Origin of the sequence: Limnobacter sp. 130, assembly GCF_902506325.1 — a bacterium.
Classification (GTDB): Bacteria; Pseudomonadota; Gammaproteobacteria; order Burkholderiales; family Burkholderiaceae_B; genus Limnobacter.
In genome coordinates this window covers 177582-195663 of sequence record NZ_LR732333.1, presented here as the reverse complement: position 1 = coordinate 195663, position 18082 = coordinate 177582, and the positions used below count along the sequence as shown (strand labels likewise).

At 47.1% G+C, this 18082-nt stretch carries 11 protein-coding genes and 1 tRNA gene; 2 read left to right on the top strand and 10 right to left on the bottom strand.

Annotation, left to right across the window (positions count from 1 at the left end):
• Positions 1-79: 79 nt before the first annotated feature.
• The 7 genes from FRIGORI9N_RS14860 to FRIGORI9N_RS14830 form a co-directional block, all read right to left on the bottom strand.
• Complete coding sequence (locus tag FRIGORI9N_RS14860; protein ID WP_159572740.1) at positions 80-922, bottom strand: phosphoadenosine phosphosulfate reductase family protein; 843 nt, start codon at positions 920-922, stop codon at positions 80-82.
• Complete coding sequence (locus FRIGORI9N_RS14855; RefSeq protein ID WP_159572739.1) at positions 912-4259, bottom strand: hypothetical protein; 3348 nt, start codon at positions 4257-4259, stop codon at positions 912-914. The genes FRIGORI9N_RS14860 and FRIGORI9N_RS14855 overlap by 11 nt, the downstream gene beginning before the upstream one ends.
• 8 nt (positions 4260-4267) lie before the next feature.
• Entirely contained in the window at positions 4268-5281 is a 1014-nt protein-coding gene (locus FRIGORI9N_RS14850) for a DUF4007 family protein (protein WP_159572738.1), read from the bottom strand.
• Between the two features lie 42 nt (positions 5282-5323).
• On the bottom strand, positions 5324-7864 hold the full coding sequence (locus tag FRIGORI9N_RS14845) for a DNA phosphorothioation-associated putative methyltransferase (protein WP_159572737.1): 2541 nt from the start codon (positions 7862-7864) through the stop codon (positions 5324-5326).
• A gap of 458 nt (positions 7865-8322) precedes the next feature.
• A complete protein-coding gene (locus FRIGORI9N_RS14840) occupies positions 8323-8829 on the bottom strand; it encodes a hypothetical protein (protein ID WP_159572736.1) in 507 nt (168 codons plus the stop codon).
• Between the two features lie 26 nt (positions 8830-8855).
• Positions 8856-10502, bottom strand: coding sequence for a nuclease-related domain-containing DEAD/DEAH box helicase (locus FRIGORI9N_RS14835; protein WP_159572735.1), 1647 nt, complete (start codon positions 10500-10502; stop codon positions 8856-8858).
• A 27-nt stretch (positions 10503-10529) separates the two neighbouring features.
• Positions 10530-11495 (bottom strand): YafY family protein, encoded by a 966-nt coding sequence (locus FRIGORI9N_RS14830; protein WP_159572733.1) that lies wholly within the window; start codon positions 11493-11495, stop codon positions 10530-10532.
• A 346-nt stretch (positions 11496-11841) separates the two neighbouring features.
• Between FRIGORI9N_RS14830 and FRIGORI9N_RS14825 the strand changes: the two genes are divergently transcribed.
• Together FRIGORI9N_RS14825 and corA are read left to right on the top strand one after the other, a co-directional pair.
• Complete coding sequence (locus tag FRIGORI9N_RS14825; protein ID WP_159572731.1) at positions 11842-12246, top strand: BLUF domain-containing protein; 405 nt, start codon at positions 11842-11844, stop codon at positions 12244-12246.
• 80 nt (positions 12247-12326) lie between these two features.
• Positions 12327-13289, top strand: coding sequence for a magnesium/cobalt transporter CorA (corA, locus tag FRIGORI9N_RS14820; RefSeq protein WP_159572729.1), 963 nt, complete (start codon positions 12327-12329; stop codon positions 13287-13289).
• A 124-nt stretch (positions 13290-13413) separates the two neighbouring features.
• Here the strand turns inward: corA and FRIGORI9N_RS14815 are convergent.
• The 3 genes from FRIGORI9N_RS14815 to dnaG form a co-directional block, all read right to left on the bottom strand.
• Positions 13414-13489: transfer RNA gene (locus FRIGORI9N_RS14815), tRNA-Ile, on the bottom strand.
• Between the two features lie 20 nt (positions 13490-13509).
• Positions 13510-15939: an RNA polymerase sigma factor RpoD gene (rpoD, locus tag FRIGORI9N_RS14810; RefSeq protein ID WP_236550919.1), complete on the bottom strand. Its 2430-nt coding sequence runs from the start codon at positions 15937-15939 to the stop codon at positions 13510-13512.
• A 274-nt stretch (positions 15940-16213) separates the two neighbouring features.
• Positions 16214-18082: a DNA primase gene (dnaG, locus tag FRIGORI9N_RS14805; RefSeq protein WP_159572725.1), complete on the bottom strand. Its 1869-nt coding sequence runs from the start codon at positions 18080-18082 to the stop codon at positions 16214-16216.

The window sequence follows — 18082 nt, the reverse complement described above, 5'->3', positions numbered from 1 at the left end:
AGTCAAACCTTCGACCCCAACAAGAATTAAACCAATAATAAACTGAAAAAATAGATTATTAATAATCTATACCCAAGAACTATTTATGACAAATTAGACACGCTCCATTACCTTCTTCATCTAGGTACAGCTCGTCCAAATCAACCAACAAACCCTTCCTCAACGGATTTTCTTGCCTGGAAGACTCCGATCTTGCCTTTCTTTTTTCAAAATCCGCCTTAATTTGAGCTACTCGATCAGGATGCTCAAGCTCATCAAGTGTCTCTCCCTGGGTCCATGTAAACGGAGCCTTCCCTGCGATTGCCTGGCGCTCGTAAAACTTAGCTTCTTCATAAGCATCGGGGTGACGTTCTTTCAAATTGACCCACTCAATCTTTTGTTGAAAGAAACAAAATGTGCAACCACTTCGAGAACGCCATTCGTAATATTTTGGATACCCAACGGATGAGTTTTCCAAAATATCAATCACGCCCTGTTTATCAACACCATCTTCCCTGAACGGTAGCTTTGTTTCAATATCCGTACCTTTCGGGGTGTAGCCTGTTCGAAACTCTTCATCGGATCGAATCGCGACATACTGAATAACCTTGTAACCCTCTTTGACGAAGGATTTTGCCCATCGCTCGAAGGGTTTAAGCTTCATCATAATGGTGCACCAGCGTTGCTGGGGAGACGGCAAGAAGTAGTTGTAAAGATCAAGGTAGTGATCAAAGTCACGGCCCTCATCTTGATACAAATACTTAATCTGTTTCCCTAAAAAGCCTTCTAGTTTGGCAAGAAAGTCATAAACCTCTGGTAACTCTTTGCCCGTATCGGTAAAGAAGTATTCGATGTCGATTTCTGGATACTTCTCTCGCATATAAATTGCTAAAGCAGCGCTGTCTTTTCCGCCAGACAATCCTAGTACATGTTTAATCTTCATTTGTGGACTCCTTTTGCTCAAGTACTCTCTTGCCAAGATAAGAGAGAAGCGGAATCAAACGATCCTCGCTCATTCCTTTGCCGATTAACCGCTTCAGCAAGTCAGCGTGCACTTGGTCTGCCAATTCATCCAAACCCTGAGCTTCTTCGTTCAACACAGAAATCTCACCAACGTATGGAGTGCCTTTAACTCCCGAACCAATGACAACCTGGAATAATTGTCGCGTGGAACCCCCATCGGAAAATACAAGAAGCTCAAGCTTTTTGAACTCGACTACCCATTCTTTGATGACTAAAAGCCCCCTTTCAATATCCAGATCTCTCCACATGTGTGAGGGTTTCCCGATGGCAAGACTAAGAATTCCTTCCACTGTTTGGCGATCACCGTCCCAATTGGCCAGGCGCATGACAAATGAATCAAGCTTGAAGTCGCCTGTCCGACCCTGTAACTTTGAAGCACGAAGCTTGAGTCTTTCAAAATTTCTCGCCTTGACCTCAAGATCAGTCAAAATCGAAGCTTCAAGCTTTGACAGCATATTTCCAAATGCTGCCTCGAGCTCAACTAACGTAGCATTCAAAGTCTCACTGAAATCTTTATTCGATTTAGCCCCAATGATTTCTGGCAACTCCTGATTAATTAATTCATGAGGGTCGTTTGCGTTCTTTATCGCATCTCTTATTAAACGAGTCGTTGTAGTCAAACGATCTGTTTGCAAAATCAATTTGGGTAGTGCTAGAACTCTGCGCACCAGTTCCCTTGCGATCATCAATTCGCTGCAGTCTGTTAACGTTTCCGTCAGTGTTGCAAACTTTTCTTTCAGGGCTTTATCTGCACCGGCATCAACCGTTCTCAATCCGAAACGCTTGGGCTTAGCTAGGAACTCGTCGATGTAGGCCTCTTTAAAATCCGTACAAAATACACCATCGCGATAGAGTGCAATTTCTTTCCGATTTGCCATAAGCATGGCATGCAACAAAATAGGCATAAGCCCCAATCGTATTCCATACGGAGGCAACGCCCACCGATCATAAACTGCTTCGACAGGGACAATTTCTTGACCCGTTCCAAGCCCAGCCTTAAGAACCAGCCAAAGCTGATTCAAACGCATAGGATCTTCTGAATCGTCGTCTTTGGGCATCTGGAAAATCCACTTATCATCGGATTGCACATGTATCTTTCCTTTAAGAATTGACTCATACAACCCTCTCTCAGCAGGAAAGCCCTCGAACCCCAGGTTCTCACTGGCTGCAGCTTTCTCCATTGCGTAGAGTAAAAGCTTCCTGGCCTTAACCGCATTGGTAGACAAAGAATCACGATTGACCAATTCATTAAAAACAACTGGGGTGGAAGGAAACTCCCGATCTGCTAAGCTTGACGCCATTTCCGCGAGGCGTCCAAGATTCATATCCCTATTACTGACCCACACTGCTTTATTAAATGCAAGCAGCAAAGCTGATTCAAGTTTTTGAGCTACATCAGAAATTCGAGAGGAAACCTCTCTACGTGCTACGGAATCCCCGTGCAGTTCTTGAGCACTAGTTTGCACATCCTGTAGTGCCATCAACTCCATCGCCAGAGAATTAATCTGGCCTGAATTCTGAGGAGTAAATGCAAGCACCGGGTGTGCAATTTTCTGGATCGCTTTTTCCACGTGATCACGATTCGCTGAGGTACTTGCCGTAGTGTTCGATGGAAGCACGACCACAAGTTCACCAAACCCACTTTCGGGTTTCAATTTTCTTGGACGATCTTGTAGATCATCCAAGAACACCAAGTGTGTAGACAACCAACGCAGCGTTCCTTTTTCCAAGTAATGGCGCTTAGCAACTACTGGACTTGTATTAAAAAACTTTGCCACCAAGTCCAAATCGGGTCGTTGAAACTTTCGGCGACTCTCTTTTAAAGCGAGATCAATATCGAAATCGCTACCTTCGAAGACCGCATAAGCCTCTTGATGTCGCCGGAAAGTAAGAATTCGTTTTTCGCAGAGATCATTCAAGCCTTTTACAACCGAAGCTTGTTGTTCACCTGCATAAAGCGTAGCAATCACATCTAACGTAGGTGGGATTGACGACACCTTTTTGAAAAGATCAATAACCGCAACGTTCTTCACAAGAGACAGACTAAACTCATTCACCCTTGCTTCAGCGCGTTCAACACAATCAACGGCCGTCGCCCAACGATGACTGTCTGAAGATGCCGAAATAGCTGGATCCAGATTGGCCCTCAAATAATCCCAAAAGTTAGCCGGTGTATAAGTGATGTCTGAACCTGGAGGCTGCTTAAGTAAGAAGTCTGAAAATGAATGGGTGTCTGGTGTGCTCAAAAAAGAAAATATACTTCTTTCATTTTGACCATATTGACGACGCGAAACCGGCCCCAACAGCGAGGCTGTAATAGGATGAAACGGACTACACGCAACCAGAACATCAGGATAATCCGAACGCAACGCTGGTTTTTCAAGTCGCAAAAGATTCGCAATTTTCAAGCATGCTTGCTCAATAAACTTACCTGGAGATTGATGGCTTATTGCCTGACCAATCATCTCTACGACTTCGTCAGTTTTTGTAACCAAGGGAATGTCTGCAAAGCGCCCTTGAACCTTTCTCCACTCATCAAGATTCTCAGTACTGTAAGCAGATATAGCCTGGTGCAATGCACCTACCAACACAACACGACCGCTCATGCGAGACACGGCCTCGGCCAAGGTCTGGAATGCGAGTAGATCACCCTCGCCTTGCGCAGCACCTTCCAAAAACTTGCCCATTTCATCGATAACGATCATTACGCCATCAGATGAATTGCTACTGGCTTCATGACTTAGCCAATCGAGAAATTTTTCAATTCCGGTAACATCTTTAGTACGACCACGCCTAAGCGGCAAGCAAAAGCCTCGCGCCTGACCGTCAGAAACAGCCTCAAGCAAAGCTGGCACAAGATCGGATCGGCTACCCACCAAAGTAAGAACAGACCATCCATTCAAACCACACGGCAAAGCCTGGTCAATGAGCTTGAGTGATTTCTTATCAAGCTTGCGACGGGCAAGGTCTCGAACATCAGCCTTACGGCAAACAGAGGACGCCAAAAGATTCAGCAGAGTAGATTTACCGCCCCCGTAAGGACCAGTAATCGTGAATGCCCGTTGGCTGGTACTAGAAATTTGTTTGGCTAGGGTTTCCACAACAACCTGAGCTGACTGGTGACAAATAAAGCCGCCGAAACTATCAGCAACTCCAAAGTCATGCTTAAGGTTAACCGACCTTTGGTATTGGGGATTAATTCTTACTTCATCGAAAAGGCTACTCACACCCATACGCTCCAAAGCCAACTGACCCATATCTCGTCTCACTCATAGCCTCGACAAAACATGTCGAGCAAATAATCTTCATCACCCTTCGCTTTGAGCAACTGGTAGAGCTTCTCGTCGCGAACCAATTGCCTAACACCCGCGGTGCTTGACCAACTGAAAAGGCCCTTTGTGATCTTCTCAATTTGATCGATGAAATCCATTAAACTTTCATCATCTAACTTGAATACTTTTCCAGGACTGGAGTCAGCATAGGAAATCAACTCAAAAGAAAGCTGATTGCTACCCTGGTGTTTTTTCTCCCAATATTCAGCAAGACAAAACGCGAAAAATGCAGGGGATAAAGTTGGCTTTGGCCCCCTTTTGAATGAATAAAATCCACGCTTGTCTTCTCTTAACAATCCCAGCTCGACCAACAAGGAATCACTTGCATCCTCAACTCCTCCCTTGGCATCAAGTTTGGGAATATAGCTACGGAGGCAGGTCTCTACATCTCTAAGTAAAGTTGTGTCCGATGCTTTCCCCTCAGTAGCCTCAAGAAAAGTGGTCAGCGACTGTAAAAGATCTTCTTTGGTAAAGGTAGGCGATGAAATTCTGTTGAACAACCAGAACCAAGTGGTCGACCGCAAAGGAAAAGCCGCAAGCCGCCAGTGTACAAACCACACCGAATCGTAGCGCTCAAAAAATGGATCTAAAGCCAGATAGGTCCTTTGACCTTGTCCACGATCAACGAGATCACTTCTGAAAAGACGCTCATAGTGAGGAGTCAAACACAAGTACTCATCTTTTTCGACAAACATTCCACACGCAAGGCCCCAGTGGCGCATGGATGCCACCATATTTTTTCCCACACCAAACGTCGCGACAAGATTATCCTCAGAAAATAATTTCTTATTAATCATTGAGTTATCTGCGATCTTATTAAGCTTGCTTAACCAAGACTGTCGCAACGGAAAGGTCTCATGACCGGAGAAAACGCGGGGAAGCTCTTTGATTTCCATATCTTTCAAATGTGTTCTGGAGACTTTCGCCAGCCGAAAGTTGAATCTCATTTTACACATCTAGCAGTTGTGTTGATACCGAAACTAAGGTGATTATGAAAAAATAAGCTTCTTTGTTAATTGCTTCCCGCTATCAGATTCCTCCACTTGATAGAACTCACCATCAGGCACTAATTTATAGCTGATGTGAATCGGGCGATCGCTCCCATGGAAATAAAGTCTATCCACAGGAGTATTACCTGCCACCCACTCCGCGACCTCATACATATCCTCATGCTCAACTATAAAATCACAAGCCGCCCCACCTCGAGAACACACAAATTCACCATTACGCTTCTTTTCAAACGACGCGTGCTGATCGCGATCATGTGACACTCGCTTCTTAATTAATGGTCGTAACTTTGACCCACAAAATCCATATGTCAACTTGATAGGCCCAAAATAATCGATCAAAGGATCCAACACATTCTTTGCCAAAAGGTAATACGCACGATAGGTTTCCACTTGTTTAGGTAAATTGAAGATCTGAAATTTGGCTTGCGTTTCGCCACATAGAAAAAAATCTCGAAACATCAAATAGCGACCACATGGGGCACCCACATCTGGTGCCTTATCGACAAGCAACAAGTCAAACCCAGATATCTGCAAACAGGCGTCGTGTAAAAACTTCTGAATCGTTTCAAAACTAAGCACATCAAACTCATGCTCGAAAAAGCCTTCTTCACGCAGACGTATATCAAAATTGAACTGCTCGAGAAAACCCTGGTCTCCCTCACTTAGAAATCTAGATTTTTCTAGCAAGGGAATGGGTGTAAATGGCCCATCGTATGTGAATACATCCATACGCAACGTTTTTAGATTGATCTTTACTCTTTGCACCAAAAGGGGAATTGGCTTGCCGTAAAAATCGTCGTAAGTTAGAAAAGTGACTTTCGACGATCTAATATGTACCTTAATCAAACTTGATGATGCGGCATCACCATAAAGAGCAGCCGCACAGCCAACACATGCTCTAACAATTGGCTGCTGAAAACTTAGTTTATCTGCAGGGATAAAATATTGATCTGTCGACTCATCGAAAAAACCAACTCCACACTCTGCACCACGCTTCGCATCCTCCCACAACGATTTCAAATCTGGTACAGACTTCAGCAGAGAGAAACCCGCATCCTGGGCTGATCTCAAGCTTCCGAAAAAATATTTAACATCTGTTTTCAAACGAGTGGGCTGATCTTTGTATGGCCTTTGCTGCCTGAACTTCTCCATCGCAAAATAAACAGTTAGATCCTCTAGTCGTTGCTTTGAAGCAAGTTCAAATTCCGTAGCGTTTTGATTATTCCAGTTCAGTTTGAAGGCTCTTTTTAATGAACCAAAGACATCGATCAACTGCGACAGATTAAGTAACTCTTCAGGCATGGGCTCTCTACCAAGAATCAAAGTCTGCTCCCATAACTCATCGAGTAGCTCCCTGTTCGCCTCAAATATTGACTGTTTGACTGCCCTAGGTCTTGGGACCCTCTCCCTAATCCTCTGCTCACGTCGATAATGAAAACCCTCTGCCACCACAGAACGAGAAGTTTGCCTGCCTAGAAGGAATCGCTGCTCTACATCTTCATCCTTAAATAACAAACAAATACCGGGCGCTACGGGAAAAGGCATTAAGCCTGTTTGAGCGAACAAATAATCTATAAATTCTTGCTGTGAGAAATACTTTTGAAAAGTTTGGCGCGACGTTAGAACCCCATCAGCGTATGGCGTACCGGATACATTGTTTTCGTTAGCAACCATCACGCCAACAGACAACACTTTTTGAGCCAACTTCAGTGCTTTTTTTAAAGCTAGAGATCTCTCGAGCGGATCTTCGATTACATTGAGAACAAATCCGAGATTGACCACATCAGCTTCATAAATAACCTGCTCATTGGCGAAGTGAGGATCCCAGCCACCAGCTTGATAACCGTTATCTAACAAAGCTCTCAAATCATCACCACGACCGCAACCATAATCAAAAAACGAAGATTCCTTCATCAGTAGACCACATCGGATCAACTGCTGAACTGGAGCAGACAAGGCATATCGAGTAAGCGCCGTCAGATGACGCTGTACCATAGATCCATTGGACTCTATCAAAGTAATCCGATCTACCAACGAATCTTGATTTGCTAACGGCAACAAGTGATGACCATCTACATAAAAACCTTTAGCGTGAAGTGTTTTTACCCATTGGTTCTGAAAACCAATTTTCAATGGCTCATCGAAGGCGCCAACTTCCTCCAAGGCAAGTGTCAGTGCTGACCACTTTTCCAAGAGTTCACTGTCAAAAACAGAAAAGAGTTCTTTTCTATGAAGAATGGGAGGATTTGAAGAGTCTCTATAATCCCGAAAACTAACCGACCGTTTACTCAACTGAACTTTGTGAGACTTGAGCAACCTAGGAAAAGCATCTTCCAGAAAACTCGAGTAACTAAGAAAACTAAATTCGTCCAGCTTATCTGTATACCTTACAAGATCAAAATCAGACCAATCAGTGATCGGGGTCAATTGTAAGGCTTCCCTGACAGCTTCCTTAACCATGGGATCGAGACCATCTAGTTGATCCTTATGCACATATATATTACCGGCGACCAGCTTCAATTATTATTCCCAGGTTTAGTTGATCCGCTGTAGTTAAACGAGCAATCAACTCGTCGGTTGCGCCTTAGGTCTTCCAATGAAAATTCAAATGGGCGAACTCCAATTGGAAGTCCATCAGCCACCCCATCAAAGTACCTTATATCACTGGCGAAGAAGCCTTTAGAAATGATCCTTTGAACGATTCTTTCCGCCTCACAAATAGATCTAAAAGTCGCTCGGACGTACTTGAAATCTCCGTTAACATCAAGACTCAGAATGATCTTGCCTGGAACGCTATCAAGCCGACCATGAACAATCATGAAAGAACACCCTACTTTAAACTTAGGTTCACACGCGAAACTCGCCGAACTAAAAAATACCATCTGAAAAGACGTCAATCAAATAATTTCAACCTAAAACCAAAAAGCCTCTCAACTAGAGAGGCTTTATCAATCAAACCAGGTTAAAGAACAACGAACCTACTTAACCGCCGCCGTCTCCGCCTTTACCCCTGAACCAGCTTCTTTCTCCAAAGTAATTGTCGTCGTATTTGGATACTGCCACATGGCCCCAGTCACCATGTCTGTAATACCCAAATCGATAAACACCCCACCCACAACACCCGCAGTATCCGCCGAGCTCACCAAGCGCGTAATCTTTTGGGCATGCCCTTCAGCCTGGCACTTCACCAAAATATCGTCTTTGTCCTTACCCACCGTCACGGTGTTATTTCGGGCATTGATCGATCCAATTTCACCATCACCATCACGACTCAAAGTGCATCGTGTTTCTTGGGGGTCCAAGTTAAAAACCAAGGTTTGGCTAGTACCTTTGGTGATCGATGCACAACCAGTGGCAAATAACACAACAAGCAACGCCGGGACATATATCTTCATGGTGGGTCTCAAATAAAGAGGGTTATGCAGCCAATTCTGTTGGCGGCTGTCTAGGAATATCCCCAAACATGAACTCAGTTTGAACACCATGAAGCTCACAGCATGAGCCTGCTCATTTAATTATTACTTTCACCCAACAACAGCCCGGCCGCCTCTTGTGTCATCACCAAAGCCAACCGCAGCCTGGCTCTACTCATCCCCACAAAAAGTCGTCGCTTTCGGTTTTCATCCAGCTCCTGAAAATCAAGCTCGGTGAGCACCACGCAATTGGCAGACCGCCCCTTGAATCGAAATACTGTGTCGGCTAACACCTCGCCATCCGAATATTCAAAATCCCCGGACACTGTTCGACCAACAATCTTTTTAAGACAATGCTTCCCTATCAAATCATGTTTAAGCAAATCACTTGATTCCGCGCCTTTCACTGTTAGCAATGCAATTTCGTCCTTCACATGCCCCTCGGCCAACAACTGCGAAAGTACTTTTTCAGTGGCTTTCAGCAAGGAATCGTCATTGCCTGCCTCGTAAACCTCAAGAATTGACGGCAGCCCCTCCACCACACTTCTGCTAACAATTGGCTGGGCAGCCAAGCCAAATTCATTGATATGGTCAGTCACAATTCGGGGACAACGATAAGTCACCTGGTGATCAATTTTTATCCAACCACCAAAGTCTGCGCTCACTCTTGAATATAGTTTTTGGTTTTCATCCATCAAAACAATCAAGCGCCCACCGGGCTTACAAAGCTTAAACAAGGTGTTCAGCCACTGAGCCTCAAAGTCTTGGGCCTCATCAATCAGCAAAACGTCTACGCTGTGTGCAAACTGCTCAACATGATCCGCAAAGTATTCTGCACTCTGCTCGAAGCCTGGGGCACCTGGCTTGTAATCGAAACCATTTGACTCGTACAGCACACGTGCCAATTCGTGAAAAGTTGTACAGGTATCTGGCCGCCCTGTCGCCTTTTTCATGTCTTCCACCAAGTTACGGTTAAAGCACACATACAACGCGGCTTGACCAACAGACTCTGCGGCAGCCAGCTCGTCGAGTGCCAACTGTGTTTTGCCCGATCCAGCGGTGGCATTAATTAACAAATGAAACGGCGATCCGCTCATCTGGCCTACCCATTCCGACAAGCCAGCAGCCTGTTCTATGTAAGCTGATTTGGCTAAGCCACCCAAAAAGCCGATGTCATAGCGTACGTTCAGTTGATTGGTTAAAAAGGCGGAAATTAGAACTGCATCAGCACATGTGTGTCTGGCGGTAGCTCTTTCAGTGAGCACATGCTGCACAATCTCTGGCAGCACATCCGCTTGTGGTTGGTCAACAACTCGGTCTGCTGGGATTCCAACAATTGATTTGTCTTTGATTGTGTAATCAGGGCAATACATCAACAAATCAATATCAAGTTTTTGGCCACTTCGGTTTTCAAAAGCGGTTTGCAAATTTTCCAAGTTTCGGTTCATTTGCATATTCACGCTTTTTTGCTGAGCGCCATACAACTTACTAACACCATCCTTGCCTTCAAGCAGGCCACCATTCTTTTGTTCAATTAACAAAAGGCGGCCAGTTGGGCTCAACACAATGAAATCGATTTCACCCAGAAACGTTTTGTCGCAATTCTGAGTAGCCCAGTGCACCGAGTGAAATACTTTGAAGTGAGGAGGAAGGTACTCAGCCAACAGCTGCGCAGTTTTGAATTCATTGCGCTTTTTAGCGGGTACCGGGCCAACTAAATCTGCAGGGGGAATAAGTTCAGCCATGATGGGTTACCCAGTCAAATAAGCGCATCACAAATTCTCTAGCCCTTCTTCAAGTGCCTTACGCACTCGATCGCGAACCGAAGGCGGCGACACGACTTTTACGAATGGAACATGGCGCAATATATCCATCACCAGCTCAGTCGGGTTGCTGAACGGCACTTTAAGGCGGTAAACGCCATTTGTAAGAAACGTGGACTCTTGCTTTGGGTGCCATGTTTCTTTGCTAACCCACTGCGCCCGCGGTGCGGTAAATTCCAACTCGGCGTATTCAATGTCTTTACCGGTGAATGCACCGTAACCAGAATCTAAAATTTCCTGCATTTCAGCTTCATTCATATCGTGCGTTACCAACTCGCTAATCTCGACGCGCTGAATCGCATCCAAGCCAAAACTTCGTAACTCATTACGTAGGTGACACCATGCGTCCAAATACCAATTTTCTCGATAGTGCGTAAGGCACTGCGGCGACACCTCACGGCGAACCACATCCCCGCGATTTCTGTTGTGGTGATCAATGATTATTCGGCGGCGCTGCACCACGGCTGTAGCAATCGGCGTGAAATGTTTTGGCTCGTAGGCTCGGGCGGCAACCTTCTGTATTCGAATTCGCCTTTGAACTGAATCCGCAGACAAACCCTCGCGTTCCAACAAGCTTTTTAGTCGCGAAAGTAAGGGTTCTACATGGGGCGTTAATAATCCTGGGCCAAGCGAGGAAAGCAACTGTTGCATTGATAGCAAGGCATGAATTTCAGCTGCGCTGAACCACAAGCCTGGAAGTTCATAGGCATCGCCCACACCTTGCTGTGCAAAACGATAGCCACCAGCATCCCTGTCCCACACCACTGGTGCATTCAAACGGTCTCGCAGGTACTCAAGATCACGCTTGAATGTCGCTGGCGAAATTCCCAATTCGTTAAGGAACACATCAACAGCAACCACCTTGCGTTCATTCAGCATGCGGTCGATTTTATAAAGTCGCTCGGTACGGTCCATGTGCTCTCGGCTATTCTTGATATTCTTGCTCAACAACGATTGTGGTGCGCTAAGCTGAATAACAGCTGACAAATACTAAAAATACTAACTATCTGGCTCAAACCGTGATCCAGTTGTATTTGCTGCTACTTGTACCTGCACTAACGAGCAAATAGATTTGCAGTTAATATTTTTTATTCGTCACTACCTTGACGGCAACCGTACGGCTGAAAATTAAAGCATTAATAAATAACAAACACTACATCGGTTGTATCTTTTCCTTTATAGGTAAAAATTCACTTAAACCACTAATATGGTTAAGACTATAAAATTTTTGAATTCAATGCCCCTACTTGGATGAGCCAACATGATCCGTCTTCTTTATTGCAGCCAAGCCAAACCAGATTTCACCAAAGAAACCTTGGATGAAATCCTATTAATTTCCAGAAAAAATAACAGCACAGCAGGAATTACCGGAGTGCTTGTTCACGGAGGCGGCATGTTCATGCAGGTGCTGGAAGGGCCAGAACAGCAGGTACTTCGAACCTACATGAAAATTCTGGATGACAAGCGACACACTGACAGTCGAATCATTCATATCTCGCCAGTGAAAGAGCGCTTGTTTGACAATTGGACAATGGGTGTCATCGAGGCTGAACCGCTTACCTTTGAGCACGTGGCTAAGTTACGAGCACACCGTTTGGAGTCAGTCACAGCAGACGCCTTTTACCAAGTCATGCGCGAATTCAACGCAATGTTGGTGAAAACCTAAAGTATCACCCCAAGTGTTCGAACCCAGAGGTCGGGCAATATTAAAAACACCTGAAACAAAACCTCTAATGGACGCCCCTTATGCTGCATATCTTTTCGACTCAAAAAGGACGCTTGATCAAGCAAACCTCTTTGCGAGAACTCGCCTTGGGCAATGGCTTGATCTGGATTGATGCGGTCAGCCCGACCGATGAGGAGCGCGAGGCGATTGCTGCGCTGTTCAAGATTGGGCTTGAACTGGCCGAAGACGACGCTGACATTGAAACCAGTGCCCGCATTTTTCTTGACCGCTCTGATTACCTGAATGTTCGTGCCGACTTTCTGGTGGAAATTGCCGGTCGCATTACCACTGAGCCTGTTCGCTTTGTGATCGCTGAGCAGTTCCTGTTCAGCATTCATGAAGAAGATCTGCCAATTATTCGTTTGATGCGAATGAGATCCAAGGCAGACCGCCGGTCGTGGACTTCCGCGTTGCAAATCGTGACTGAACTCTTCGCGCTCGACGTTGAACAGTCTGCAGACGTGCTGGAGGACGTGTATCAATCACTCAAATTGATCAATGACCGGGTTCTGGCCGAGAAAAAAGGCAGCAATGAAGAAGCCGAGGAATACATTCAACTGATCGCCAAAGAGGAAGAAATTAACGGAACCGTGCGACGCAATTTGATGGACACCCGTCTGGTGTTGTCCTACCTGTTTCGCGAGCAACAGTTACCAAAAGAACTTGTTGCGCAAGTCAAAATTATTCAACGAGACATCGAATCACTGGACGGTCACACCTCGTTCATTTTTGACAAGATCAACTTTTTGATGGATGCCGTCATGGGCTTCATCAACATCAAACAAAACAAGATCATCAAAATCTTTTCAGTGGCCTCAGTGGCCATGCTGCCGCCCACGCTGATCGCCAGCATCTACGGCATGAACTTTGAATACATGCCAGAACTGGCGCAAAAATGGGGCTATCCCTTCTCGCTGGCCCTGATGGCCACCAGCGTGCTGATTCCGTTCTACTACTTCAAACGGAAAGGCTGGATGAAATAGTTCGCGTGCTTTCAGAACACAGTGCCGTGGCGACAAATACCTGAATATTGCGAATGTCTTTAATTAACCTTGCTTAAAACAAAAAGGACCTAGAAGCATTCCGCCTCTAAGTCCTTTTTTTTACTGGTAGGGCCACCCGGATTTGAACCGGGGACCAAAGGATTATGAGTCCTCTGCTCTAACCGCTGAGCTATAGCCCCACTTTACCCTTCAAAAGCTTTTATTCGCCTTCCAGGAAGCTTTTCAGCTTGTCTGAACGGCTGGGGTGACGCAGCTTGCGAAGTGCCTTGGCTTCAATTTGACGAATCCGCTCACGGGTTACGTCAAACTGCTTGCCCACTTCTTCCAGCGTGTGGTCGGTGCTCATTTCAATACCAAAACGCATGCGCAACACTTTGGCTTCGCGTGGGGTGAGGGAATCAAGCACATCTTTGGTCACAAAACGCAGGCTGCTGTATTGCGCTGCATCTTGCGGGGCCAAGGTGTGGTTGTCCTCGATAAAATCGCCCAAGTGAGAATCGTCGTCGTCGCCAATCGGTGTTTCCATCGAAATAGGCTCTTTCGCGATTTTCAAAATCTTGCGAATTTTTTCCTCAGGCATTTCCATGCGCTCGGCCAGCGTGGCTGGATCGGGCTCAATGCCGGTTTCTTGCAAAATTTGGCGGCTGATACGATTCATCTTGTTGATGGTTTCGATCATGTGCACCGGAATACGAATGGTACGTGCCTGGTCTGCAATAGAACGGGTAATGGCTTGGCGAATCCACCAAGTGGCGTACGTTGAAAACTTGTAGCCACGGCGGTATTCAAACTTGTCCACCGCTTTCATCAAGCCCACGTTGCCTTCCTGAATCAAATCCAGGAACTGCAAACCACGGTTGGTGTACTTCTTGGCAATGGAAATTACCAAACGCAAGTTGGCTTCGATCATTTCGCGCTTGGCCAAACGGGCGCGGTTTTCACCAGACACCATTTGCTTGTTGATTGCACGCAGATCGTTCAAGGGCAGCGACACTGTGTCTTGAATTCCAACCAGCTTTTGTTGCAGTTCGTTGATCGCGGGTACATTTCGCGCCCAGGTTTCTGCCCAAGCTGCATTCGATGCACTGAAGGTGTCAACCCAAGCTGCCTCAACTTCATGACCACGGAACTTGCCGAGGAACTGCTCGCGGGGTACGCCCACGCGGTTCACTGCGATGTCATAAATTTCACGTTCAATTTTCCGCACGCCATCGACTTGCTCACGCAAAATGCTGCACAAGCGTTCAACTTGCTTGGCCGTGAAGCGAATCTTCATGAACTGCTCGGCAATCGCTTCCTTGGCCTTTTTATAAGCTGGCGTGTTGTAACCACCGTCGGCGCGAACCTTGTTCAATTTGGCGAACTGCTTTTGAATTTCACCAAACACAACCAATGAATTGCGCTTCAACTCCTCGAGCTGACGAGCTGACATACCGGAGGTGGTGCCACCGTCGTTGCCCTCTTCTTCGTCTTCATTGTCGTCGTCATCGTTGGTTTCTTCAGGCGCAGCGGCTTCGACCATTTCTTCGGTAATTGAATCATCAATGATTCCATCAACCACTTCATCCACGGTCGACACGCCTTCAGCAATGCGCTGACCCAAACCGACCACGTCTTCAACAATGGCAGGGCAAGCCGAAATGGCCTGAACCATGTCTTTCAAACCTGCTTCAATTCGCTTGGCAATTTCAATTTCGCCTTCGCGGGTCAGCAGTTCAACCGTACCCATTTCACGCATGTACATGCGAACCGGGTCGGTGGTACGGCCAAATTCAGAGTCCACGTTGCTCAACGCCGCCTCGGCTTCTTCTTCCGCGTCTTCAGCAGAAGTGCCCACAGGTGCGTTGTCGTTCATCAACAAGGCTTCAGCGTCAGGGGCCTGTTCGTAAACAGTAATGCCCATGTCGTGGAAGGTGCTGACCATGGCTTCAATCACTTCGCCATCAGTTACATCGTCTGGCAAGTGGTCGTTAATTTCTGCAAAGGTCAGGTAGCCGCGCTCTTTACCCATCTTGATCAGGGTTTTCAGCTGATTGCGGCGCAACTCCAATTCTTCAACAGTGGCATTGGCCGAACTCAGGTAAGCCGAGTTGATCAGCGCTTTGTCTTTGGCTTTGGAGCCGCGACCACGCTTGGGCATGATCACCAGATCGGCCTTCTTGGCATCTGAATCGTCGTCTTCGGGCACGTCGTCGGAGTCAAGCGAGGCATCGGAACCGGAATCGATGTCGTCATCGTCCTCTTCTTCTGCCTTGGGCTTGCCCGCTTTGGGCGGGCGACCACGCCCCTTGGGTGCTTCGGCGGCCACAGGCGCAGCCTGCTCGACCACCTTGGGCTTGCGACCCCGCTTCTTGGGCTGTGCTTCCTCGACGGCGACTGGCTCGGCTGCTTTGGCGGGCTTGGCCGCTTTTGCAACAGGCTCGACTACCGCTTCAACCACTTTGGGTTTGCGGCCGCGTTTCGGCTTTTCTTCGGCCACAACAGGTGCGGGTGCAGGCGCAGCGGCTTTCTTGCTCACAGGCTTTTCAGCAACAGGTGCTGTTTTCTTGGATTCTGTCTTCTTAACCACGGTGTTTACTTTCGCTTCTTTTACAGTTGCCTTTTGAGGAGAAACCTTCTTCCCTGCCATTGACGACGCTCCCTTGCGTTTGGATGCCTTAGTGGAGGATTCCTTCTCCGGCTTTTGGCCACCAGGAATCTGTGTGTGTGTATCGGTTTGCTGTGAACTCACGCTTTGTGACTTCGCAGACTTGGTTTTGTGGCCGGATTTGGCTTTCTGTTCCTGTGTTTTTGAAAAAATGTTGAGTATTTTGAACATTCATTCCCTGAACAACTCAATAACAGCCACCCAGTGCGCAAAAACGCACTACAAAAAGATGCAAAATTTGCACCGTAACCCTTAATTATAACTGATTAACTCGCTTTTGTTTTAATTCTTGGAAGCGTTGCATGCACTCGTGATACCAACGGAGTTGTTCCCCTTGTGTCGGCATCTCGGCGGTCAACCGCTCCAGTTCGGCTTTAAACCAAAGCTCGCTACATTGATACACGCCAGAACGCAACTCGGTTTCAAAATCGAGGGAATCATCCAAACTACGTGCTTCTTTTAGCACCGAGTTAACCCAATTTTGATGAACTTCATCATTAAATGCGTGCTGAAGTCTCGCTTCCAACAAGTTGGGGTCACTTCTTATTTTTTCAAGTAAATGAACGAAACTGTGTACCTCGGCAGCCGGGTTTTGCTCACGTTCGTACAACTCCAACAGGGAATTGCACAACTCAACATGTTCTGGCGCTCGAATAACCCGCGCAGCCAGGCTTAACAATGGCGATTTCGCAGTGGGCCGGGGGCCCCAGTTGTTTTGTAGCGGTTCATCTTTGAACTTGCCAAATTTTTTGCCCGAAAACTTGCCCTGCTGCCCGCTTTGCTGGCCACCTTGAAACTGCCCTTTGTTTTTCGGTGAAAAATAATCACCCCCGCCTTCGCGGCTTTTCAAACCCAGGTGGCGACTAAGCTCCATGGGCGTGGCACCCAGCAAATTGGCCAAAGCACGCAACAGGGAAGACCGGTAAACGGTTGGCTGCATTTGCACAATCAGCGGCTTTAGAAAAGAAATGGCTGCGGCGCTACCCTCAATTTGCTGCAAGGGGTAGTTGCGCTCCAGGTAACGCGTCAAAAATTCAGACAAAGGCGCGGCTTGCGCCACCATGGCCTCAAAGCCATCAGGCCCTTCGGTTCGAATGAAGGAATCTGGATCGTGCTCAGCAGGCAGAAAAATAAAATCTGCCCGCTTGTTTTCACTGACATGTGGCAAGCAAGCTTGCAGGGCACGCCAGGCTGCTTTTTGCCCAGCCCCGTCACCATCAAATGCAAACACAAGCCGATCCGTCTGCTTGAACAACTTCAGCACGTGGTCGGGCGTTACTGCGGTACCCAGCGTGGCCACTGCATTTTCGAACCCCCATTGCGCCAGGGCCACCACGTCCATGTAGCCCTCGGTCACCAGGGCGTATCCCATTTTGTGAATGGCCTGGCGTGCTTCGAACAGGCCATACACTTCATGCCCCTTGGAAAACACAGGCGTTTCCGGGCTGTTCAGGTATTTTGGCTTTTCGTCACCCAACACCCGCCCACCAAAGCCGATCACCTGGCCTTTGGCATTGCGAATGGGAAACATGATGCGGCCGCGAAATGCATCGTAGCGCCGGTTGCTGTCACTGATTTTGCTCAAGCCAGCCAAATCCAGTTGGGTGTTGCTGGTGTAGTTGTCTACCACCGCTTCCAGGTTTTGATACCCATCGGGCGCATAGCCCATGCCGTAACGGGCGGCCACCTGCCCGGTCAAGCCGCGGTTTTTCAGATAATCAATGGCCACAGGCGCTTTTTTTAGCTGTGCCTTGTAATAATTGGCGGCGCGCGTCAGCAACTCCACCAACTCTTCCCGTTCGGAACGCACCTCGGCGGGCACATCCATGCCCTTTTCATGAGGCACGTCGATACCCAAATTGCCTGCCAGGCTTTCAACGGCTTCGGGAAAGGTCAAGCCCAAATGCTCCATCACAAAACCCACGGCATTGCCATGCGCACCACAACCAAAACAGTGATAAAACTGCTTGGACGGGCTTACTGTAAAGGAAGGGGATTTCTCGTTGTGGAACGGGCACAAGCCCTGCAAGTTGGCGCCCGCCGCTTTTAATTGCACATAGCGCCCCACCACGTCCGTGATGTCCAGGCGGTACAGCAAATCATCAATAAAGCTTTGAGGAATCAT